The sequence below is a fragment of the Paenibacillus sp. GM2 genome (assembly GCF_900069005.2).
Lineage (GTDB): Bacteria > Bacillota > Bacilli > Paenibacillales > Paenibacillaceae > Fontibacillus.
Genome location: NZ_LN831278.1, coordinates 60301 through 84722 on the forward strand (window position 1 = coordinate 60301; position 24422 = coordinate 84722).

The 24422-nt window shown below is 47.4% G+C and carries 18 protein-coding genes, 1 tRNA gene and 1 other RNA gene; 17 read left to right on the top strand and 3 right to left on the bottom strand.

What is annotated here, in order from left to right; genetic code table 11:
• Positions 1-24: 24 nt before the first annotated feature.
• Entirely contained in the window at positions 25-612 is a 588-nt protein-coding gene (gene clpP / locus BN1360_RS07145; RefSeq protein WP_068779193.1) for an ATP-dependent Clp endopeptidase proteolytic subunit ClpP, read from the bottom strand.
• Between the two features lie 196 nt (positions 613-808).
• Positions 809-883, bottom strand: a tRNA-Arg gene (locus BN1360_RS07150).
• A gap of 317 nt (positions 884-1200) precedes the next feature.
• On the opposite strand from BN1360_RS07150, the gene BN1360_RS07155 reads away from it, so the two are divergent.
• The 17 genes from BN1360_RS07155 (at position 1201) to BN1360_RS07235 (ending at position 23324) form a co-directional block, all read left to right on the top strand.
• The gene (locus tag BN1360_RS07155; RefSeq protein WP_068779194.1) at positions 1201-2220 is read left to right on the top strand and encodes a LacI family DNA-binding transcriptional regulator; all 1020 of its coding nucleotides are present in this window, start codon (positions 1201-1203) and stop codon (positions 2218-2220) included.
• Between the two features lie 106 nt (positions 2221-2326).
• The gene (locus tag BN1360_RS07160) at positions 2327-3286 is read left to right on the top strand and encodes an ABC transporter permease (protein ID WP_068779195.1); all 960 of its coding nucleotides are present in this window, start codon (positions 2327-2329) and stop codon (positions 3284-3286) included.
• A 13-nt stretch (positions 3287-3299) separates the two neighbouring features.
• On the top strand, positions 3300-4187 hold the full coding sequence (locus BN1360_RS07165) for a carbohydrate ABC transporter permease (RefSeq protein WP_068779196.1): 888 nt from the start codon (positions 3300-3302) through the stop codon (positions 4185-4187).
• Between the two features lie 59 nt (positions 4188-4246).
• Positions 4247-5890 carry a type 2 periplasmic-binding domain-containing protein gene (locus BN1360_RS07170; protein ID WP_068779197.1) on the top strand — a complete coding sequence of 548 codons (1644 nt, stop codon included), beginning with the start codon at positions 4247-4249 and terminating at the stop codon, positions 5888-5890.
• Between the two features lie 107 nt (positions 5891-5997).
• Positions 5998-7341, top strand: a complete 1344-nt coding sequence (locus tag BN1360_RS07175; RefSeq protein WP_068779198.1) for a glycoside hydrolase family 30 protein — start codon at positions 5998-6000, stop codon at positions 7339-7341.
• A 310-nt stretch (positions 7342-7651) separates the two neighbouring features.
• A complete protein-coding gene (locus tag BN1360_RS07180) occupies positions 7652-8707 on the top strand; it encodes a sugar-binding transcriptional regulator (protein WP_068779199.1) in 1056 nt (351 codons plus the stop codon).
• 81 nt (positions 8708-8788) lie between these two features.
• Positions 8789-9799 carry a type I glyceraldehyde-3-phosphate dehydrogenase gene (gene gap, locus BN1360_RS07185; RefSeq protein ID WP_068779200.1) on the top strand — a complete coding sequence of 337 codons (1011 nt, stop codon included), beginning with the start codon at positions 8789-8791 and terminating at the stop codon, positions 9797-9799.
• Positions 9800-10111: 312 nt separating this feature from the next.
• Positions 10112-11293, top strand: coding sequence for a phosphoglycerate kinase (locus BN1360_RS07190; RefSeq protein WP_068779201.1), 1182 nt, complete (start codon positions 10112-10114; stop codon positions 11291-11293).
• Positions 11294-11331: 38 nt separating this feature from the next.
• Positions 11332-12084, top strand: a complete 753-nt coding sequence (tpiA, locus tag BN1360_RS07195) for a triose-phosphate isomerase (RefSeq protein ID WP_068779202.1) — start codon at positions 11332-11334, stop codon at positions 12082-12084.
• Position 12085: 1 nt separating this feature from the next.
• Positions 12086-13633 (top strand): 2,3-bisphosphoglycerate-independent phosphoglycerate mutase, encoded by a 1548-nt coding sequence (gene gpmI, locus BN1360_RS07200; protein WP_068779203.1) that lies wholly within the window; start codon positions 12086-12088, stop codon positions 13631-13633.
• 73 nt (positions 13634-13706) lie between these two features.
• Positions 13707-14996 carry a phosphopyruvate hydratase gene (eno, locus tag BN1360_RS07205; RefSeq protein ID WP_068779204.1) on the top strand — a complete coding sequence of 430 codons (1290 nt, stop codon included), beginning with the start codon at positions 13707-13709 and terminating at the stop codon, positions 14994-14996.
• A gap of 306 nt (positions 14997-15302) precedes the next feature.
• Positions 15303-15536, top strand: coding sequence for a preprotein translocase subunit SecG (gene secG, locus BN1360_RS07210; RefSeq protein WP_068779205.1), 234 nt, complete (start codon positions 15303-15305; stop codon positions 15534-15536).
• A 224-nt stretch (positions 15537-15760) separates the two neighbouring features.
• Positions 15761-18598, top strand: a complete 2838-nt coding sequence (gene rnr / locus BN1360_RS07215) for a ribonuclease R (RefSeq protein ID WP_068779206.1) — start codon at positions 15761-15763, stop codon at positions 18596-18598.
• An 827-nt stretch (positions 18599-19425) separates the two neighbouring features.
• On the top strand, positions 19426-19905 hold the full coding sequence (gene smpB / locus BN1360_RS07220; protein ID WP_068779208.1) for an SsrA-binding protein SmpB: 480 nt from the start codon (positions 19426-19428) through the stop codon (positions 19903-19905).
• Positions 19906-20061: 156 nt separating this feature from the next.
• Positions 20062-20426: a transfer-messenger RNA gene (gene ssrA, locus BN1360_RS07225) on the top strand.
• A gap of 226 nt (positions 20427-20652) precedes the next feature.
• Positions 20653-21966: a BaiN/RdsA family NAD(P)/FAD-dependent oxidoreductase gene (locus tag BN1360_RS07230; protein ID WP_068779209.1), complete on the top strand. Its 1314-nt coding sequence runs from the start codon at positions 20653-20655 to the stop codon at positions 21964-21966.
• 32 nt (positions 21967-21998) lie between these two features.
• Positions 21999-23324, top strand: a complete 1326-nt coding sequence (locus tag BN1360_RS07235) for a BaiN/RdsA family NAD(P)/FAD-dependent oxidoreductase (protein WP_082789971.1) — start codon at positions 21999-22001, stop codon at positions 23322-23324.
• 113 nt (positions 23325-23437) lie between these two features.
• On the opposite strand, the gene BN1360_RS07240 is transcribed toward BN1360_RS07235, so the two are convergent.
• Positions 23438-24163: a hypothetical protein gene (locus tag BN1360_RS07240; RefSeq protein ID WP_082789969.1), complete on the bottom strand. Its 726-nt coding sequence runs from the start codon at positions 24161-24163 to the stop codon at positions 23438-23440.
• Between the last annotated feature and the right edge of the window lie 259 nt (positions 24164-24422).

Genomic DNA, 24422 nt, shown 5'->3' on the forward strand with positions numbered 1-24422 from the left:
GGCCTGCTGTTCTTATTGTCCCTATTAAGCGTTGGCTTTATCGATAACCTTGTCGACCAGTCCGTATTCCATGGCCTCTACAGCGCTCATGAAGTTGTCGCGGTCCGTATCGCGCTCGATTTGCTCCAGCGGCTTGCCAGTACGCTCGGCGAGAATCCGATTCAAATTGTCGCGCATTTTGAGAATGCGGCGGGCGCGGATCTCGATATCCGTCGCTTGACCTTCTGCGCCGCCAAGCGGCTGATGGATCATAATCTCACTGTTCGGCAGGGCAAATCGCTTGCCAGGTGCGCCTGCATTCAGCAGGAAAGCTCCCATGGAAGCAGCTAAACCAACACAAATGGTGGATACATCGGATTTGATAAATTGCATCGTATCGAAAATGGCCATGCCGGCTGTAATCGAACCGCCAGGGCTGTTAATGTACAAATGAATGTCTTTGCCGGGATCTTCGGCATCCAGGAATAACATCTGCGCAATAATGGAATTGGCTACGACGTCATTAACCTGTGTACCAAGGAAAATGATGCGGTCTTTCAGCAATCTGGAATAAATGTCGTAAGCACGTTCGCCACGGTTACTCTGTTCAACAACCATTGGAATATAACTCACCGATAAACCCTCCTTATTATTAGCCCAAAGGGAAGCTCCCTTGGTTTCAAGCTGTTCATATATTAGTTCGATCAATTCCAGAATTGACGGAATTGATGATTTGTAATCCTATAATAACTAACTTTTTATCAAAAGTCAAAGATAGTCAAACTCAAGGCAATAAAAAAGCCCACAACGGGTTTTGTATGAAAAATTATGGCGCGCCCGCGAGGAATCGAACCTCGATCTCAGGCTCCGGAGGCCTACGTCATATCCATTGGACCACGGGCGCGTAATTTTAGTGCAACAAAATTGATTATATGGCATTAGAGACTAAAATGCAAGAGAAATTCATTACTCCTTAAAATTGATTGCCTATTGACTATAAGGAGTTGCGGCTCGAGAACCGCTGGCTGAGGTTTGAACGGCCTGTCTTCTATTGAGTTTGATCAAATAGCTCCCTGAATCTCTATATTGATTGGCGGAAAGTAGAGAGTTAGCCCGCTGAAATAAAGCTTTTTGAGATATAAAATAAAGTTATTGTCTTTGAAAGCGTTTTATGTTAATTTAAATCTATAAAAACGTTTTTGTTAAAAAGGACGATCACCAATGGCGAAAGTTACAATTAAGGACGTTGCTAGAGAAGCCGGGGTATCCATTTCTACGGTTTCCAATGCATTAAACGATGTGGATGTGTTGACTCCGGAGACGAAGTCGCATGTACTCAAGGTAGCAAAGCGTATGAATTATGTGCCGAACTTGAATGGGAAGCTGCTGAAGTCAGGCAAGACGAAGATGCTGGGCTTCTTTACAACCAGCGTGTCAGGGCCGTATTTCTACATTTTGGTTGAGTCGATGGCCCGCGAATGTGAGCGCCTGGGTTATGGCTTGAACGTATTCGTTACCAAGGAGAAACAGGTTATTATGAGCAATATTCTTGGTCGGCGTGTCGATGGTGTGGTTATTTACGAAGAGCTCAAAATTGATGAGAACGACATCGCAGCGATGGAGAAAGACAAGATCAAGGCGGTATTTCTGGATCGGGTCATGGAGAACGAGACGATGGGAAGCGTGATCTTCGATTCGTATGTGGCCGGTTATGAGGCGACTAAATATTTGATTAGTCTGGGACATAAGAAAATCGCTTATATATCAGGCGTTGATACAATGTATGACAGCGTACAGCGGCGAGAAGGATATTTGGCTGCACTTCGGGAGCATCGGCTGGAGACGGATGAAGATTATATTTTACAAGGGTATTTTGAGGAAGAAGGATCTTACAATGTGGTGAAATCATTCCTCCGCTCGCATCATGACAAAGTACCGGACGCATATTTGGCGGGGAACGATTTGAGTGCAATCGGATGTATTCGCGCCTTAAAGTCAGAGGGATACAGAATTCCCGAGGATATAAGCGTCATGGGCTTCGACGATATTGAAATTGCTCAATATTTCTCGCCGCCGCTCACGACGGTAAGGAACCAGATTGCCAGACAAGGGATGCTTGTCATCGATCACCTGGTTCGATTGATTCAGAAGAAGGAGCAGGGCAAACTGCAGAAGCTGTCTAGCGAGATTGTAGTGCGCGGTTCTTGTCAGGTAAAGATAAAGCGGGATGATCTTATTTAGAAAGACAAATATAGGGTCATTCCTATTTTTGCAGCGAGTAGGGTCATTTTTTGCAAAAATAAAAACGTTTTTATTGGATTTGCTACTAAAAGAGGGGGAGTCTTAAATGGAGAAGTTAGCCGGAGCACCTGCTAAGAAGCCTATGGGACAAAGGGTTAAGCAATTTTGCGTAGACTTCAAGAACCAGTGGGAAATTCAATCGATGATTATCCCGGGCGTTATTTTTATGATTATTTTTTGTTACGTACCCATTTATGGTCTGACGATCGCTTTCAAGAATTACACCGTTATCGATACTCTGGATTCTGCGCCTTGGGTAGGGCTTGAGAATTTCAGAATCATCCTGTCGGACCGATATTTCTGGGATTCCGTAATCAATACGCTGGGCATCAGCTTCCTGAAGCTATTGATCGGCTTCGTTATCCCCATCATATTGGCAATTATGATCTATGAACTGGGCATGGGGCGGTTCAAGAAGATGGTACAGACCATCTCGTATCTTCCGCACTTCCTGTCCTGGATCGTACTCGGCGGTATGCTGATTACTTGGCTCTCCACTTCGGGCTTGTTCAACCAGATTTTAATCGGACTTGGGGTGATCACTAACCCGCAAAATATTTTGCTCGATCCGGGCAAGTATTGGTGGATTGCTACCTTGTCGGACATCTGGAAGGAGGCAGGCTGGGGGACAATTTTGTATTTGGCGATAATGGCCAAGATTGATCCGACCTATTATGAGGCAGCAAAGATTGATGGTGCGAGCCGTATGAGACAGATCTGGAATATTACCCTGCCGAACATGAAGATGATTATCAGCTTGAACTTGATCCTTACTGTAAGCGGTTTATTGGGGTCGAACCTTGATCAGACGCTCGTTCTGATAAACTCGCAGAACCGTGTCAGAGCGGAAGTTATCAATTCCTATGTGTATCGTATGGGGATGACGCAAGGCGACTTCTCATATGCAACCGCGGTTGGTTTAGGCGTCTCTATCGTCTCCGTCATTCTGCTTGTTACTGCAAATAAGGTGACAAGTAAATTAAACGACAACCAATCGGTTTTATAGAGGGGGCATTCTTGTGAATCGAAATACGCTTAAAAAAGACATCGATAGTCGAATATTTGACACTGTGAATGTAACGCTGCTCCTGATCTTTAGCATTATTATTATCGTTCCGCTGTGGAATGTCATTATATCTTCCTTCAGCTCGGGAAAGTCCCTCGCCGAGGGCGGATTCATCTTCTGGCCAAAGGAATTTTCGCTCGAGAACTATGAAGCTGTATTTAGAGATTCAAGCATTTGGCAATCCTTTTTCATATCTGTTGCCAAGACCGTTATTGGGGTTATCACCCACGTCTTCTTCTGTGCCATGATCGGTTACGGGCTTAGCAAGCAGAAGGTTCGCGGCCGCAAGCTGTATGTGACGATGGGGGTCATTACGATGTTCTTCTCCGGCGGAATGATTCCAACATACCTGTTAATCAAATCGCTCGGTTTGCTGAACAGCTTCTGGGTGTATATCATACCGGCATTATTCAGCTATTACGACGTAATTATCCTGATGAACTTCTTCCGTAATGTGCCTGATTCGCTCGAAGAATCGGCAAAGATTGACGGGGCGGGAGACTGGCGGGTATTCCTGAAAATATTCATCCCTCTGTCCATGCCGGCGATTGCCACGATTGCGCTGTTCAACGGGGTTGGCCAGTGGAACGACTTCATGACAACCAAGCTGTATGTGACGGATAAGACTCTGTATCCGCTGCAGATGAAGCTGTATGAAATTATCGTTCAGTCGCAAACCCAGTCGATGCAAAATATCGGGGGTTCAGCGGTCATCGAGACAACGACCAAAGGGGTCCAACTAGCAACGATTGTCATTACGACATTGCCGATCGTTGTGATGTATCCAATATTACAGAAGTACTTCATCTCAGGCATGATGTTAGGGGCGGTCAAAGAGTAGGAATACTTCTGAATAAGCGCACAGTCTTAAAGTTCTATCTATCAAAGGGAGGGTAAAAAATGAAAGAGAGCAAGAAGAGCATGAGAAGGACGGGAATTAAGCTTGGTATTGCCTTGATGGCTGTAGCTTTAATTGTTAGCGGTTGCGGTGGCTCCAAGGGCGGAGGCAAGAAAGGCGAATTAGCTTCCATTGAAGACCGTTACACGCCAAGCGCGGATACGCCGGCATGGCAGTTGGATAAGAAAGAAGCGCCAACCGAGTTGACCTGGTATGTGAATGCTGATTGGTGGAACACGGAATTTGGCAAAGATGTCGTAACGAAAAAGATCCAGGAGGATCTGAACGTAAATATCAAGTTCATTACGGGTGATGACACCAAGTTGAACACCTTTTTCGCCGGTGGCGAAATGCCGGATCTGATCACGACATTTGGTGCCAGCTCTCCTGTTGTACAGAAGGCAGATACATGGGCGTATTCCCTGAACAATCTGGCTGAGAAGTATGATCCTTATTTCAATAAAGTAGCGGCGCAGGATACGTTGAACTGGTTCAAGCTGAAGGACGGCAAGACCTATGGATATCCGGACTATTCCAATACGCAGGTGGACTATGATAGTGGACAAATCCCGGCGAAGACAGCTTTCGTAATCCGCAAGGACGTATACGAAGCGCTGGGTAATCCAAGCATGAGCACACCGGAGGAATTCCAAAGTGTACTGAAGGATATTAAAGCGAAGTTCCCAAGCCTGATTCCATTTGGCTTCAACTCCATCGGGGAGGGCACCGGTTCTCTGGGTGAAGTATTGCAGGACTTCATCGGTGTACCGCTCGAAGATAGCAACAACGGCTTCTACAACCGTAACCTGAACGAAGACTATCTGACATGGCTGAAAACCCTGAACACCGTTTATAGGGATGGCAGCATTAGCGATGACAGCTTCGCTGATGACGGTCCAGCCTTCGAAGAGAAAGTTAAGTCCGGTAAATATGCAACAATGCTTCTTGACGGAACACCGCAGCAGGGCGGCAACCTGCAGATCTTCCTGAGTGCGAATCAGGGTAAAGAATATATTGCGATTGATGGACCACAGAGTACCGTTGGCAACCAGCCGACATTGAACCAATCCGGAATTACCGGCTGGATGATTAACTTTATTACGAAGGATTGTAAGGACCCTGCCAAGGCGATTCAAATCTTCACCTACCTGCTTAGTGACGAAGGTCAAATGCTGGTGAACTACGGAATCGAAGGCGAAACATATAAATCGATCGGCGACGGCAAATATGAGTTGTTGCCTGAAGTGAAGGACCTGCAATTGAACAATCCGGACAAATTCAAGAAGGAATATCGCATGGGCGAGTTCATTTTCTTCGGTCATGACCGTTATAAAGCGCTCAGCACAGACTCCTTCCCTGAATCGATTAAACAAATGCAAGAGTGGGGCAAGGGCAAGCTGGTACCGCACTTCATATTGGAGAATATCGATCCGGACCAAGGCAGCCTTGAGGCACGTTCGCTTAGCGCTATCAACACGAAGTGGAATACAACGATGGTCAGCATGATTCGCTCGAAGGATGACAATGAATTCAACAACAATCTGGCATCCTACAAGTCCTTCCTGGATGAGAACAACTGGGATAAGATCCTGAAGGTCCGTACGGAGAAAATGCAACAAAATAAAGAGAAATTGGGTATAAAATAACAGCTTTCATTATTTGAGCGGGCCCCTTAACCAGGGGCCTTCTTTATTCAAACCAGGTTTGGCATGGCTAACATATACAAGATCACAATAGAAGTGGAGGAACATACATGCTGAAGCTAAGCATCTATCAGTCGAATGGGGAGAATGAACTGTTTGTGAGCAGGAGCCCAGAGCAACTGGCGGCGATCTCGACAGAACACCCGGTAAGTACAATTGGCATTAATGAGCAGGAGACCTATCAGGTCATGGATGGATTTGGGGCTTCTTTTACCGATTCAGCGGCTTATTTGATTCATCAAGTATTGGATGAGGCGCAAAGGGGCGAATTGATGAGCAAGCTGTTCGATCCCGATCAAGGGATTGGACTATCGGTTCTACGCAACCCGATGGGCGCATCCGACTATGCTCGTGAGATATACAGCTATAATGATCTTCCGGAGAACGAGACAGATCTGGAATTGAAGCGATTCTCTATTTCCCATGACGAAGAGGACATCATTCCTCTGCTGCAGAAAGCGGTGAAGCTCAACCCTGAGATCAAGCTGATGGCATCGCCATGGAGCGCTCCGGGCTGGATGAAGACAAGCGGCCATATGATCGGCGGGGAACTTAAGCAGGACTACTATCCAGTCTATGCTGAATATTTCGTGCGTTATATTAAGGCCTATGCTTCGCATGGACTGCCGATATACGCAATCACGCCGCAAAATGAAGCTTTGTTCGTGCCCGGCCACTATCCTGGCATGCTGATGTTGCCTGAGGCGCAGAGCGAATTCATTAAGAATCATCTGAAGCCTGAATTCGTTAAAAATCAGATCGATACGAAAATATTGTGCTACGATCATAACTGGGATCGCCCGGATTATCCTCTGACTGTACTGGAGCAAGCACACGACGAGGTGGATGGCGTTGCCTGGCATTGGTACGGTGGCATTCCGTCAGCGCAGAGCGATGTTCACCAGGCTTATCCGACGAAGGAGGTCCATTTTACTGAGGGCTCTGGCGGCGAGTGGATTCCATCCTTTGAGCCGGCTTTCTCCAATGTGATGAGAACCGGGATTGAGATTTTGCGGAATCATAGTAAATCATTTGTGCTATGGAATATGGCTCTGGACGAGCATAACGGGCCTACGGTTCCCGGGTTTGGACAGAGTACCTGCCGTGGAATCGTGCTGGTGAATCAGCAGACCCGTGAGCTGACCTACACGCTGGACTACTATGCATTAGCTCATTTCAGCAAGTTCGTTCGTCCTAAGGCAGTACGTATCGGTTCCAGCAGTTATGACCACATTCGTTCCGTTGCCTTCAAAAATACCGATGGATCCATTGCGGTTATTTTATTTAATGATAGTGAGCAGACAGGCAATATTGAGTTAAAGCTTCAGGAAGAATCTGTATTAAGTTTCCAGCTAGAGGCTAAAAGTGCAATGACGGTTTTTATTCAAAAATAAATAGTATAAAGCTTCCCCATGAGAGCCTCTCTTATTGTGAATAGATGCACAATCTATTTGCAAATTAGAGGCTCTTTTTGCGCGTAAAATAGGTATTTGTGCGGTGCAGAAGCCTTCTCTCCAGATTTCAAATATGAAGTGATATTCAATTGCATGCATAAGTGGTTATAGTATTGAGAAATATACGGACGTCAGGCTTGCAACTGGAATAAAAATTGGTTAAAATGACAGTGGGACTTAAAAAGTTAACCCGGGACATTTTAAGACCAGGAGAAGGAGAGAGAAGACGAAGCTTGCAGGAGTGGAAAGCATGCGTGAAATTTTAGAAATGCAAAGGCAGCTTCTTCCTGATCTCATGGAAATTCTCAAGAAAAGGTATACCATTCTTCACCAGATCATGTTGTCGGATGTGATCGGCCGCAGAACGCTAGCGGTCTCACTGAACATGACAGAGCGTGTGTTGCGGGCCGAGACGGATCTCCTGAAGGCTCAGGGCCTGATAGAAATCGAGAATATAGGCATGAGAATCAGTGATTCGGGCAGAAAACTACTGGAGGGCTTGGAGCCGGTAGTGAAGGAAATCTTCGGTCTGGCCAATCTGGAGGAGATAATCCGCAACCATTACGGACTTCGTAAGGTTGTGGTGGTTGCCGGTGATAGCGAGGCTTCCCCGCTCGTTAAGCGCGAACTAGGGAAGGCTGGTGCCAAGGCTTTGCTCCATGCGATGCAAGGTGATGATGTTGTCGCTGTAACCGGCGGGACAACGCTGGCAGAAGTTGCGGAGCAGCTTACTCCGCCAGCGAATATATCATTGAAGCAAAGCTGGTTCGTTCCAGCGCGGGGCGGGCTTGGTGAAAGTCTGGAGATTCAAGCGAATACGATCGCCTCTGGCATGGCCAAGAGGGTCGGAGCTGGATACAGACTGCTGCATGTACCTGATCTTCTGGGAAAAGACGCATATGATTCATTGGTACATGATCCGAACATCCATGATATCGTGGATATGATCCGCCAGGCGCGGATTATCGTACACGGCATCGGGGATGCTATGCAGATGGCTCGGCGCCGCAAATTGGAGCAGCCGGTCATTGAAGAGCTGCAAAGAGATGGAGCCCTTGCTGAGTCTTTTGGCTACTATTTCAATGAGGATGGAGTCGTCGTTCATAAGATGCTGACCCTTGGACTTCGTCTGGAGGACATCATAAAGGCCGACACGGTCGTGGGCATTGCCGGAGGCAAGGATAAGGCGAAGGCCATCCACGCCGTACTTAAGTTCGGGCACGAGGATATTCTCGTTGTGGACGAAGTGGCAGCAGTTGAGATTGTGAGAGAGATGGAGCGGCAGGGGACAATCGAAAGCAAATAAGCAGCATGACTATGGTTTACTCATGACAGGCTTACTTGCCTTGTCTTGAATAATAAAAAAAGAACACTGGGAGGATCAATCATGAGTGTAAAAGTAGGTATTAATGGATTTGGACGTATTGGACGTTTGGCTTTCCGTCGTATTCAAAATGTTGAAGGCATCGAAGTAGTAGCAATCAATGACCTGACAGATGCTAAAATGTTGGCTCATTTGTTGAAATATGATACTACGCAAGGCAAATTTGACGGCGATGTTGAAGTTCATGACGGCTTCTTCAAAGTTAACGGTAAAGAGGTTAAGGTTCTTGCTAACCGCAACCCTGAAGAATTGCCTTGGGGAGAGCTTGGCGTAGACATCGTTCTTGAATGCACAGGCTTCTTCACAACTAAAGAAAAAGCTGAACTTCACCTTAAAGGCGGCGCTAAAAAGGTCGTTATCTCCGCTCCAGCTACTGGCGACATGAAGACCGTTGTATACAACGTAAACCATGAAATTCTTGATGGCTCCGAAACGGTTATCTCCGGTGCTTCTTGCACAACAAACTGCTTGGCTCCTATGGCTAAAGTACTTCAAGACAAATTCGGCATCGTAGAAGGCTTGATGACTACGATCCACGCTTATACTGGCGACCAAAACACGTTGGATGCTCCTCATGCGAAAGGCGACTTCCGTCGTGCTCGCGCAGCTGCTGAGAACATCATCCCTAACACAACTGGTGCTGCAAAGGCAATCGGCTTGGTTATCCCAGAATTGCAAGGTAAATTGGATGGCGCGGCTCAACGCGTTCCAGTTCCAACTGGTTCCCTGACTGAATTGGTTACTGTTCTTGAGAAGAACGTAACTGTTGACGAGATCAACGCTGCAATGAAGGCTGCTGCTGACCCAGAAACTTATGGATACACTGAAGATGAAATCGTATCTTCCGATATCAAGGGTATGACTTTCGGTTCCCTGTTCGATGCTACACAAACTAAAGTATTGACAGTTGGCGACAAACAACTCGTTAAAACTGTAGCTTGGTACGACAACGAAATGTCCTACACTGCTCAATTGGTTCGTTCCCTGGAATACTTCGCAAAGAAAGTTAAGTAATTTCTGTTTATTGAAATATCACATACCAAAGAGGAGCGACCTGCTATAAGGACTCCTCTTTGATTCATGAATTGATTATAAATTACTATGTAAATCTAAGTTTTTAGATGGACATTCACACACACATATAAATTAGATAGAGAGCATTACCGCTTAGGAGAGAAATCGAAGTCATATTTGAATTTGTGAGGGACCGGCCATTTCATAATTAGTGTGAGTTCACAAAGATCGGTTTATCAGCACCGAGAAGGTAGGATGAAGCTAGTGAGTGAGGGAGCGGCACCGTGCATATTTAATAGGAGGAACGTGGAGATGAACAAGAAAAGCGTACGTGATGTGGAAGTAACCGGCAAACGCGTATTTGTGCGTGTAGATTTTAACGTGCCAATGCAGGATGGCCAGATTACAGATGATACTCGTATTCGTGAGACTTTGCCAACGGTTAAATACTTGATCGAAAATGGTGCAAAAGTAATTCTTGCCAGCCACCTTGGCCGTCCAAAGGGCCAAGTGAACGAATCGATGCGTCTGACTGTTCCGGCTCAGCGCTTGTCCGAATTGCTTGGCAAAGAAGTTGCCAAGGCTGACGAAGCTGTAGGCGACGCAGTTAAAGCAAAAGTAGCAGCTATGAACAACGGCGACGTATTGGTGCTTGAGAACGTTCGTTTCTACCCAGGTGAAGAGAAGAATGATCCTGAGCTGGCTAAGCAATTCGCAGAATTGGCTGACCTGTTCGTGAACGATGCGTTCGGCGCGGCTCACCGTGCACACGCTTCGACAGAAGGTATCGCTCATTTCTTGCCAGCAGTATCCGGCCTTTTGATGGAGAAAGAATTGTCCGTGCTTGGCAAAGCCTTGTCTAACCCGGATCGTCCTTTCACCGCAATTATCGGCGGTTCCAAGGTTAAGGATAAGATCGATGTAATTGATAACTTGCTTAACATCGCTGACAATGTATTGATTGGCGGTGGCTTGGCTTACACCTTCTTCAAGGCGCAAGGCCATGAAATCGGCAAGTCCTTGCTTGATGACACGAAGCTGGATGCGGCGCTGGGATTCATTGAAAAGGCGAAGAAGCTCGGCAAGAACTTCTATCTTCCAGTGGACTGCGTAGTAGCTGATGACTTCAGTGCAGATGCGAACCATAAGGCTGTAGATATCGACAGCATTCCTGCAGATTGGGAAGGTGTGGACATCGGACCGAAGACACGTGCACTTTACGCTGATGTTATCAAGAACTCCAAGCTGGTTGTATGGAATGGACCAATGGGCGTATTCGAAATCGACATCTTCGCGAACGGAACAAAAGAAGTTGCTGAAGCTTGTGCAACAACTGAAGGCTACACGATTATCGGTGGCGGCGATTCCGCAGCAGCAGCTGAGAAATTCCATCTGGCCGATAAAATGGACCACATCTCCACTGGCGGTGGCGCTTCCCTGGAATTCATGGAAGGCAAGGCGCTTCCAGGCGTAGTGGCTCTGAACGATAAATAAGCTGATCTAAACTAAGTAACATAAAGGAGTTGAGCCGCATGAGAACACCGATTATTGCAGGGAACTGGAAGATGTTCAAGACTGTTCCTGAAGCAAAAGCATTCTTCGAAGCGGTGAAAGGTAAAGCGGAGGTAGACGGTGTAGAGAGCGTAATTTGCGCTCCATTTACGAACCTTCCGGCTTTGGTGGAAGCCGCCAAAGGAACGTCGATCAAGATCGGCGCTCAAAACCTGCATTTCGAAGAGGAAGGTGCATTCACCGGAGAAATTAGCGGAGGAATGCTGAAAGAGCTGGGCGTTGATTATGTCATTATCGGACACTCCGAGCGCCGCGCTTATTTTGCAGAAACCGATGAGATTGTTAATAAGAAAGTACATGCTGCATTCAAGCATGGCTTGACACCAATCCCTTGCGTAGGCGAGAAGCTGGAAGAACGTGAAGCTGGCAAGACGAAGGATGTAGTTAAGGGTCAAACCGAGGCTGCTCTGAAAGGATTGACTGCTGAACAAGCTGCTGAAGTTGTTATCGCTTATGAGCCAATCTGGGCGATCGGCACGGGCAAATCTTCTACTTCTGAAGATGCCAACGAAGTTATCTCTTACATCCGCAGCCTGGTACAAGGCTTGTACAATGATGAGGTAGCTGGCAAGATCCGTATCCAATACGGCGGAAGTGTGAAACCTGAGAACGTGAAGGAATATATGGGCCAAAGCGATATCGATGGCGCGCTTGTTGGCGGTGCCAGCCTGCAGCCGGCTTCCTATATTCAATTGGTTGAGGGGGCAAAGTAAGATGACGACTCCAAAACCGGTAGCATTAATCATCATGGACGGCTTCGGACTTCGTAAGGAAGTAGAAGGCAACGCGGTTGCTCAAGCGAATAAGCCTAACTATGACCGTTATCTGAAGCAATATCCGCATACTACACTGACAGCTAGTGGAGAAGCGGTGGGTCTTCCTGAAGGTCAAATGGGCAACTCCGAAGTAGGTCACCTTAACATCGGCGCCGGCCGGATCGTATATCAAGACTTGACCCGGATCTCGAAGTCGATTCGCGAAGGTGAATTCTTTGAGAACGAAACCCTAGTAAATGCGATACGCAGTGCCAAGAACAAAGGCAAAAAGCTTCATCTGTATGGCCTTCTGTCCGACGGCGGCGTGCACAGCCATATTAACCATATGCTGGCGATGCTCGATCTGGCTAAGAAAGAAGATATGCATGAAGTTTATATTCATGCCTTCCTCGATGGCCGTGACGTAGCTCCAGACAGTTCGAAGAAATATCTGGAGACTGTGATCAACAAGATCAATGAGATTGGCATTGGCAAGATTGCTACGGTGCAAGGCCGTTATTATGCGATGGACCGCGACAAGCGTTGGGAACGTGTAGAGAAATCCTACCGTGCTATCGTATATGGCGAAGGACCGAAATATACCGATCCTATCAAGGCGGTTACGGAATCTTACGAGAAATCCGTATTTGACGAGTTCGTGATGCCGACAGTTATCGTGGATGAGAATGATCAGCCTGTTGGTTTGGTTGAATCGGAAGATTCCGTAATCTTCCTGAACTTCCGTCCTGACCGTGCGATTCAATTGTCCAATGCATTTACGAACGAAGATTTCCGCGGTTTTGACCGTGGGCCGAAATGTCCAAAGGATCTCTACTTCGTATGCTTGACGCTGTTCTCGGAGACCGTGAACGGATATGTGGCATATTCTCCTAAGAACCTGGACAATACATTTGGCGAAGTGCTGGTACAGCAAGGCAAGAAGCAGCTTCGTATTGCTGAGACCGAGAAGTATCCGCATGTTACGTTCTTCTTCAGCGGCGGACGCGATGTTGAGCTTCCAGGCGAGACTCGCGTACTGATCAACTCGCCGAAGGTTGCAACCTATGACCTTCAGCCTGAGATGAGTGCTTATGAAGTGGCTGAGGCTTGTGTGAAGGAAATCGAGAAGGACGTGCATGATGCAATCATTCTCAACTTCGCCAACCCGGACATGGTAGGTCACTCCGGTATGCTGGAACCGACTATTAAAGCGGTTGAAGTAACCGACGAATGTGTAGGCAAGGTTGTTGATGCAGTTAAGGCCAAAGGCGGCGTAGTTATTATTATCGCTGACCATGGTAATGCGGATATGGAGTTCGACGAGCTCGGACGTCCACACACTGCGCATACAACGAACCCTGTACCATTCATCGTGACCGATGAGAACGTTGTGCTCCGCGAGAGCGGTATTCTGGCTGATGTGGCTCCAACGCTGCTTGATCTGATGGGACTTCCTAAGCCGGAAGAGATGACTGGCCAATCAATGATTGCCAGCCGCAAAGCATAAATATTAAGGTATTCTAGCAAGATACATGATATAAACCAATCAATTTAAAAACACCTATAAAGGAGATATTTCAATGACGATTATTTCTGACGTATACGCTCGCGAAGTCCTTGACTCCCGCGGTAACCCAACTGTAGAAGTTGAAGTTTATCTGGAATCCGGTGCGATCGGCCGCGCTATCGTACCATCCGGTGCCTCCACTGGTGCCCATGAAGCTGTTGAGCTTCGTGACGACGACAAATCCCGTTACCTCGGTAAAGGTGTATTGAAAGCCGTTGAGAACGTAAATGAACATATCGCTCCAGAAATCATCGGTATGGATGCTCTTGATCAACTCGGCATCGATAAATTGATGATCGCTTTGGACGGAACGCCTAACAAAGGCAAATTCGGCGCTAACGCTATTTTGGCTGTATCGATGGCAGTAGCACGGGCAGCAGCAGACGCTTTGGATCTTCCACTGTATGTATACCTTGGCGGATTTAACGCAAAACAATTGCCAGTTCCTATGATGAACATCGTTAACGGTGGCGCACATGCCGACAACAACGTTGACGTTCAAGAATTTATGGTCTTGCCTGTGGGCGCTCCTACTTTCAAGGAAGCTCTTCGTACTGGCGCAGAAATCTTCCACAACCTGAAATCCGTATTGAAGGCTAAAGGCCTGAACACTGCGGTTGGTGACGAAGGCGGCTTTGCTCCTAACTTCACTTCCAACGAAGATGCATTGTCTTCCATCATGGAAGCTATCGAAAAAGCAGGTTACAAACCAGGTGTTGATGTATTCCTCGGTATGGACGTAGCTTCAACTGAATTCTTCAAAGATGGCAAATACCATCTTGAAGGTGAAGGCAAGTCTTACACTTCTGCTGAGTTCGTTGACCTGCTTGCTTCTTGGGTTGATAAATATCCGATCATCACGATCGAAGACGGTTGCTCCGAAGACGACTGGGAAGGCTGGAAGCTTCTTACTGAGAAGCTCGGCAACAAGATCCAACTCGTTGGTGACGACTTGTTCGTAACGAATACTGAGCGTCTTGAAAAAGGTATCAACGAAGGAATCGGTAACTCCATCTTGATCAAGGTTAACCAAATCGGTACTTTGACAGAAACCTTCGATGCCATCGAAATGGCTAAACGTGCTGGTTACACAGCTGTTGTCTCCCATCGTTCCGGTGAATCCGAAGACAGCACAATCGCTGACATTGCGGTTGCTACAAACGCTGGCCAAATCAAGACGGGTGCTCCTTCCCGTACAGACCGTATCGCGAAGTACAACCAATTGCTTCGTATCGAAGACCAATTGGGCGAGCTTGCTCAATATAACGGCTTGAAATCCTTCTACAACTTGAAGCGTTCCTAAGATATAGGGGATCTCGACTAAATGCTGCTCTTCGTTCAATGCGCACCAAGTCAGTCATCAAGACTAAACGGAGCAGCTTCATAAGTATGTCAGTCATCCAAGAATCTGTGCAACCTTACTAGCTAGTTCAAGCATCATAGTCAGTCAACAAAGAAGGACCTGTCCGAGACGTCGGCAGGTCCTTCCTGTGTTCTGGTTGTTATTCTCTGGGTATTATGCTACAATAATAATGCTGTTTTTATATCTAAATTTAAGCTGGTAGGGAAATACATTTTCCGTGAGTTCTGACTTAGGAGGTGGATTTGGATGAATGTCTTTTTAGAGGTACTGCTCGTTATTTTCTCAGTTGGTTTGATTGCAGTTGTATTGCTGCAGGAAGGGAAGAGCGCAGGTCTCGCCGGCGCCATCTCCGGGGGTGCAGAACATCTCTTTGGAAAGAAGAAGGCACGCGGTATGGAACTCGTGCTTGAACGGACCACAGTAGTGCTGGCCGCCGGTTTCTTCATTATGGCGATCGTCGTGGCTATTTTCGCGAAGTAGTCTGTTACTTAACTAATGTAATGAAGGGTTGTCCTTATCGTTAAGATATTAGGGACAACCCTTTTTTGTTGTACACAGGTGTTGGCTCGTTGGCGAAAAAGGGATGCGGGAATGGCATTTCGTGTATACTAGAGTAGAGAGAACTATTGGAATTATATTCAGGCAATGATGAAAAATTCAAATACATACCGGTAAAGTGGACAGCCGGCCTGAGGTGGGAATTTATGATTACGGAAACAGAACTGCTCGCGTTCATGCGCGAACAGGCATATAAACCGATGACGTATCAAGAATTGGAGCAGCACTTTCAAATATCCGATGCAGCGGAGTTTAAGGAGTTCCTCAAGCTGCTCAACAGATTGGAACAAGAAGGGGAAATATTACTGACACGCAGCCAACGTTATGGCATTCCGGAGCGAATGAATCTGGTGCGCGGCCGTTTGCAGGCGCATGCCAAAGGATTTGCATTTTTGATTCCTGAAGACCGTGAGCATCCGGATGTATATATTCATGCTAATGATCTGAAGAGCGCGATGAATGGCGATACGGTGCTGGTGCGGATTAACTCGAAGAGCGTAGCCGGCGGCAAGCTGGAGGGAGAAGTTGTCCGTATTGTGAACCGGGCCGTTGTTCAGGTAGTTGGTGTCTTTCAGAACTTTGATGTGTATGGCTTTGTACTGCCGGATGATAAGCGGATTAATCGCGATATTTTTATTCCGAAGGAGTCTTTTGCCGGGGCCGTTGACGGGGAGAAGGTTGTTGTTCGCATCGTGAACTATCCGGAGGGAAGGTCGGCTGCAGAGGGCGAGATTATTGAGATTCTCGGACATAAGGATGATCCGGGTGTTGATATCCTCTCGATCATTCGCAAGCATCAGCTTCCAGAGGCGTTTCCGGATGATGTGATGGCTGAAGCGGCAGCTGCTCCGGATGAGATTGATAAAGAAGAGATCGCAAAGCAGGGACGGCGTGATCTGCGCGATAAAGTCATTGTTACTATTGATGGTGAGGACGCCAAGGACCTGGATGATGCGGTCAATGTGGAGCTGCTGTCCAACGGGCATTATAAGCTCAGCGTGCATATTGCTGATGTAGGCTATTATGTCAGAGAAGGCTCCAAGCTGGATCATGAGGCGTATAACCGGGGCTGCAGTGTTTACTTGGTCGACCGGGTTATTCCAATGCTGCCACATCGATTATCGAATGGGATTTGCTCGCTGAATCCGAAGGTGGACCGTTTCACACTGTCCTGCGAGATGGAGTTCGATGATAAGCTGCATGTGGTGAAGCATGATATTTTTGCAAGCGTGATCCGGACAACGGAGCGAATGACGTACACCAATGTCCGCAAAATATTGCTTGAAGAAGATCCAGAGGTAACCGAGCGTTACAGCGATCTGGTTGATATGTTCAAGACGATGCGCGACCTGGCGATGAAGCTGCGTTCGAAGCGGATGAAGCGCGGCGCGGTCGACTTCGATTTTGAAGAATCGAAGGTATTGGTAGATGAGAACGGCAAGGTGACGGATATTGTCAAAAGAGAGCGTTCGATCGCCGAGCAGATCATCGAGGAGTTCATGCTGGCAGCGAACGAGACAGTGGCCGAGCATTTCCACTGGTTGAAGGTTCCGTTCATCTATCGAATTCATGAAGACCCGGATCAGGAGAAACTGATGAACTTTATGGCCTTTGTTGCTAACTTTGGTTATGCTGTGAAGGGTGGAAAGGGCAATAAGGTGCATCCGCGTGCGCTGCAGAAATTGCTAGAGGATATTCAGGGCATGAAGGAGCAGACAGTAATCAGCACGATGATGCTGCGGTCGATGAAGCAGGCGAAGTATGATGCGGAGAGCACAGGGCACTTCGGGCTGGCTGCGGAGTTCTATACACACTTCACTTCGCCAATTCGCCGTTATCCTGACCTTGTAATTCACCGCATTATCCGCGAGGTGATAGAGCATAACGGCACACTGCCTGCAGATCGGCAGGAGTACCTGGCTAGCCGGATGCAGGAGATTGCACAGCAGTCGTCTGAGCGTGAGCGCGTTGCTGTCGAAGCGGAACGGGATACAGAACAGCTCAAGAAGGCCGAATATATGCTCGATAAGGTCGGAGAGGTATTCCCTGGCATGATCAGCAGTGTGACAAGCTTCGGCATGTTCATCGAGCTGGAGAATACGGTAGAGGGTCTGATTCGTTTAAGTGCGATGACAGACGATTATTATCATTTCCATGAACAGCATATGGCGCTGATCGGGGAGCGGACTTCACGAATTTTCCGCATCGGCGATGAAGTGGAGATCCGTGTGGCTCGGGTCAATATGGACGAGCATACGATAGATTTTGAGCTTGTCGATATGAAGCCGCGGAAGCGAGAGGGCTTCTTCGGTGGCGAAGGCGGTGGACGCGACGCGCGTGGCGGTGGTGGTCTCCGAGCAGGTAAACGCCGTGGCGGCAGAACTGGCGATGGTGAGGGCAGCGGTGCTCGTGCCGGAGCCGGAGGCAAGTCCGGTGGTAAACCAGGAAAGGCCGTCAAGGCTGGAGATAAAACCCGAGGCAAGGCGGACGGAAAAAGTGGCAAAGTAAGCAAAACGGATAAGTCCGTTAGCGGAAAGAGCGGTAAGAGTGGTAAGGCGGGTAAGGGCTCGGCAACAACTAGTGCAGATCAGGCTGGTGCGGGCGAGAATTGGATAGATAGTATTCCTATTGATAATGGAATGTATAAAGCAAAGCGTGGCAAGCGCAAGGAGTCCGCGGGCGACGGCGCTGGGGACTCGCCATTGGTGAACTTTGGTTTTGGCTCCGGCAAGGGGGGTTATGCCGCCGGATCGGTTACCGTCAGCCGTAATGGCGGTGGTGGCTATCGCAGCGGAGAGAAGCGCCCGCGGCGCAATGAGCGTACGAGTGAGGAGAACATGGGTGGTGGCGAAGGGATTGTCGCTGATGAGTCCATGGCAGCGCCACCGCGTAAGGGACGTGGCGGTAAGAGCAGCAGCAGTAGCCGCAAAGCCAAGTCTGGTGGGAGTAGCACCGCAGCTTTTGTACGCAAGAAGAGAAAGTAAGCCTGCCTGGATCTTATCAAGGATAGAAATGCAGGGGAATATCTTTGTCGAAAGAGACTTGTTAGAGGAGCGGATGGAGCCAGGTGCTTCGTTCGCTCTTTTTTTAGCTCTTTGGCCGCCGAATGTAAATTGGATTACTGGACTTTTGAAATTACTTGCGTTGTCCTCTGTATGGGAACTTTTCGTCAAAATGTCTTTTGAAAGGTGGCCACTCGGCTAGGGTCGAGTTAAGTGTGTAAAGTTTATGGATACCATATATATAGATGATTTTGTAATTTGAGATTCTATATATTGTTTTTTGGCGACGAAGTCGATTATATCTCCAGTGTCCACCTTTTGAGAGGACATTTTTGGGATTTGTCCATGTGAAAGAGACGTAGTTGGAGAGAAAATATATCAAAAGTGTATGTATATTATTGTTTATGATTATATATATTTAAGGTGCATCATAGGATAATGAGTTATCTGAGTGGGCCATAATAGATTATAATTCATTAACTTAGAGGAAATTTTCAAAATTGGATCAGGTCCTCCCATGTTGATTGGTTTGCCATTGAGCTTGCGTATTCTGATATATTGATTGTATATCAAAATTATGCATTTATATATGCGTTATTGTGTGTTTATTTGTATATCATATAATCAATGATTGTACGATATATTTTTATCTCGTTATTAGCTAATCTGAGGAGACTAATGGCTTTTTAGGTGATCTTTCTGAGTGATAATGTGGTGTGGGCAGATTCTTGATTTTAGCCTGTAGAGTTGGTACAATTAATCTCTAGCGTGCTTGATCGATTGGTTGAACGATGAGGAGGAGAATGGACATGGGCAAGAAAAATGATGGCAAGGTTTTAGCGCAGAATAAAAAAGCTTCCCATGACTACTTCATCGAAGAAACTTTTGAGGCAGGCATGGTGCTGACGGGCACGGAGATTAAATCCGTTCGCAATGCCCGGGTGAATATTAATGATGCTTTTGCGACGATTCGTAATGGTGAGATTCATATTCATAACATGCATATTAGCCCTTTTGAGCAAGGGAATCGGTATAATCCGACGGATCCGACCCGGGCTCGCAAGCTGCTGATGCATAAAGCACAGATTAACAAGCTTCTCGGTCTCTCCAAGCAGGAAGGCTACTCGATTGTTCCGCTGAAGATTTATGTTCGCAACGGATACGCGAAGCTGCTGATCGGGCTTGGTAAAGGCAAGAAGCAATACGATAAGCGTGAGGCGGCCGCCAAGCGGGATGCTCAACGTGATATTCAACGTATTTTGCGGGAGAAGCAGAAAGTGGCAAGATAGATACTCCGATAAATGGATAGGCTATATATTGCCTGTTCTTCCTTGAAGTCCATAAGCAAAGTGGACTCAAAGTATGCTATACTGAGTGATGTAAGAAAGTAATGATTTATGATGCACCTTTGCCGGATAACTCTTGAGATCCAGCCTTTATCATTCGGGGGCGTTTTTGGATTCGACGGGGGTAGATCGAGCATGGGTAGCGGGTAGTGGGGACGCGTCCACTTCATCAACGCTAAAGCCAATTAAACGGCAAACAACAAAACAACTTCGCATTAGCAGCTTAATAACCTGTTAGCGAGCTCCTACTCTGCATCGCCCATGTGCCGGGATAGGGGCCCAACTTTAGTGGGATACGCTGTCACATCTCCGCCTGGGGTGTGCTGAAGAAGACAATCAGGCTGACCTTAGCGATAGCCGGTTACGGGGCGCTTGCTAAGGTGACATCAAAACCGTGACTACACCCGTAGAAACCTATGTGGCGTTGCCTTCGGACAGGGGTTCGACTCCCCTCGCCTCCACTTAACCATGAAAAAAGACACCTCAGCGGTGTCTTTTTTGCGTTTGGTCGCAGGCGATACAAGGCGATATTAGGGAGTTCAATTCCTGTGAGGGATCGCCCACCCGCAGGAAAGACGTGATGTCGGGAGAATTCTATTGGTTATGCTATAATTACATATAGCGCAGTTCATTCGAAAAAATACATTTCCTATATATAAATCTATTGGACAAGGAGTGCATTAACCAACCATGCACGATTATCAGACTTTCTTGCACCACAAGTTGATTATTATCGGTGCAGGCGCATCAGGACTCATGGCTGCTGTTACTGCGCGGGATTTGGGTATCGACACCGCCATTTTAGAAGGTAACGACCGGATTGGGAAAAAAATCTCAATGACAGGTGACGGTCGTTGCAATATTACGAATGATTCCACTATGACGGGTACGGACGACGAAGTGATGGCCTTATCGCGCAAGTACCATAGCAGTCAGGCTGAATTTCCGTTGCCTGTGCTGCGGCAATTCGGTATCCGTCAAACCATTGATTTTTTTAATATGCTTGGATTGCCACTTACAAAATTGAAAGAGGGCTTAATGTATCCGATGTCGCTGCAGGCTGCATCCGTGTTGGATATTTTCGAGCTTGCTCTGGAGGAACGGAACGTTCCGGTATACCTTAACAACAAGGTGCTGGAGGTTACCGCATCAACGGATCAGCCGCGATTCAAGATTACATGCCAAAACGAGACAGAGGAGCAGGTTGTCTATACCAGCGAATACCTGTTTATCTGTACGGGCGGCCTCACTGGCCAGAATGCGGGGACGGATGGGTCCGGGTATGTGCTTGCCCAAAACATGGGGCACGCCATGGTAGAGCCCGTGCCGGCAATAGTGCAATTAAAGGTGCAATATCCATATATGAAGGCTCTATCTGGCATCAAACTCCAGGGACGAGCCCACATCCTCGTGAATGGCGAGGTCGTTCGCAGCGAATCCGGTGAAATTCATTTCGCCGATTACGGCTTTTCCGGCCCACCGATTCTTCAACTCAGCCGGATAGCCGCCGTTCATCTCTCAAGAGGGGATTCTGTGACTTTGTCCGTCGATTTGATGCCGAGCCGCACGAAGGAGGAGGTTATCGAATTCCTGGAGATGAACTGGGGAACATTCGCACATCGGCCGGTCGCGGAATCCTTCGTCGGATTCCTACATAAGAAGCTGGTCCCTGTCCTGATGAAGGAGGCAGGAATCGACCAAGAGCCAAACCTACTTTGCCAGGATCTCTCGCAGAAAACGAAAGGGATCTTTTATAAAATATTGAAGCGTTGGGACTTTAAAGTAACAGATACCCATAGCTTCGAGAAGGCACAAGCGACAGCCGGAGGCATCGTTACAAAAGATCTCTTTGCCGACACGTTAGAATCCAAGCTCGTGCCGGGTCTCTATTTTGCTGGTGAGGTGATGGATGTGGACGGCGAGTTCGGCGGCTACAATCTGCAATGGGCCTGGAGTTCCGGCTATGCGGCCGCGATGGCGTTAGGGAAACACATTTTCAAATGAAGCCATTAGAAAAAGGAATGAATTTAACACATATGTATAAGTCGAAATCTACAATGCACCACGAGCTGTTCATTATCGGTGCAGGTGCTTCAGGTCTTATGGCCGCCGTGACCGCGCGAGACCGAGGGATCGATACCGCGATCATTGAAGGCAACGACCGGGTAGGAAAGAAGGTACTTACGACCGGCAATGGTCGCTGTAACATTACGAACCAATCCACGGCGAAGGGTACGGACGAAGCGATCGCACTATCGCGTAAATATCACAGCAATCAAATGGAATTCCCGCTGCCCGTGCTGCAGCAATTCGGCGTCCGCCAAACCATCGATTTCTTCAACAGACTTGGCCTTCCGTTGGTCGCCGTGGAGAATGGCCGGATGTATCCGATGTCGTTGCAGGCTGCATCTGTATTGGAAGTTTTCCGAATTGCACTAGAGGATCGGTATGTTCCGATACACTTCAAGACCAAAGTATTGGATGTTACCGTATCGAAGGGACATCCGCGCTTCACGATTTTGTGCCAAACGGAGACAGAGGGAGAGGTCGTGTATACCAGCGATTATCTCTTTATATGTACAGGCGGCCTTACCGCACCAAAGACAGGAACGGATGGATCTGGTTACACGCTTGCCCAGCGGTTGGGACACACACTGATCGATCCTGTACCTGGGATCGTACAATTGAAGCTGCAATATCCAAATCTAAAGGAGTTGTCCGGAGTCAAATTCGAGGGATTGGGCCATATCATCGTCAACGGCGAAGTTATCCGCAGCGAATATGGGGAAATCCTGTTTACAGACTACGGCGTCTCCGGCCCACCGATTCTCCAGCTAAGCCGGAAGGCTGCGTATCAGCTCAAAAGAGGAGAAACAGTAACCTTATCGCTTGATTTGATGCCAGACCGCACGGAGGAAGAAGTCGTCGATTTTCTCGATACGCATTGGGGAATGTTCGGATACCGGACTGTTGCAGCTTCCATGATCGGCATCTTTAACAAGAAGCTGGTCCCTATTCTGTTAAAAGAGGCGGGGATCGACCAAGAGCCGAACCTCCTATGTCAGGATTTATCGTGGAAAACTAAGAAAATCTTGTGCCAACTCATAAAGCGTTGGGAATTTATCGTAACCGATACCAATGGCTTCACGAATGCACAAACGACGGCTGGCGGCATCGATACAACAGAGTTAAGAGAAGGAACGCTAGAATCGAAGCTAGTACCTGGACTTTATTTTGCCGGCGAAGTGATGGATGTGGATGGAGATTGTGGTGGCTATAACCTGCAATGGGCCTGGAGCTCCGGCTATTCCGCCGCGACGGCACTTGCTGATCAACTTACAGGCGCCTTGGAAAAATTTTGATAGTTGTTCGCTCTCCGCACGCAGGGAATACAGGCCGGCGAATTGTGGATTTGCACAGCCATAGTTCGCCTCTATTCATAAAATCCACAGCCATTCAGGCTGTGGATTTCTAGTTAATGCTGGTTATTGAAGGGAGGTTCGGTGCGGAGTAAATAGTTGCCTCTTACCTCTGCGGCCCAGTTTGCAAAGACTTCTCTCCATTGAACGCTTTTAAAGAAATCATCTACGGATTGATTTTCAGAATCCCAATCCACAAATATGTTGAGAGGTGTGATGCCTCCAGCCCAAATTCCATTACTGTCGTCCGTTCCCATCTCTCTAACTAATAATATGGGAATTCCGAATTGAAAAGCCATGGCAGGCTCGATTTGAGAAAAAGTTGATCCTTCCCAGAACGGAACGGTCGTTGGCGGTTGCCCCACATTGGATTGAAGAATTTCAACAAGAAATCTGCGAAAGTTGATTGCGAGCAAACCATAGCTGGAAAAAACCAAACGCCGTATATTCGTCAGAATGTTCTCCGGATATTGTTCACTTACAGGCAATGTACGGGGAAAGAGCAGCGCGTCCTCAATTTCCGCAATAAGACGGTTCAGAAATTGCCCCTGCAGATCATTTACCGTGTTTGTTGTACTCAAAAATATAGGAATTCGAAAAGCGCGATCTACACATGCATTGATAGCCGATGACGTCCCTTTTTCATGATCAGTAGGCTTAGGATTTGAGGAGGAGATTCTTACATTACCGTGGACGGGTGGAAGCTCCCTTACAATGCTTACAGGAGAAAGCTTTTTCATAGGTATTTGCTTGGTTTTATCCTTTATTTTTGTATTACTCAATTCTCACATCTCCAATGCAAAAGAATCTGGTCTATATTTAAACCAGTCTATGTGCATTAGCCCATTTGTGTTACTGAATACTCTGTAAGGGGAGGGAGGTGAGAACTCGTTAATGTCGTCCCCGGCGCAGTCCTGATATAAGGACTGGGTTTTTGTTATGCCTGAAGTTGTAGAAGGATTATAGGCGTGGGATATTCTGAATTCGTTCATATATTCCAACATTTCGTTCCAGTTGTAGCTGGGATACAGAGTGGTCCAA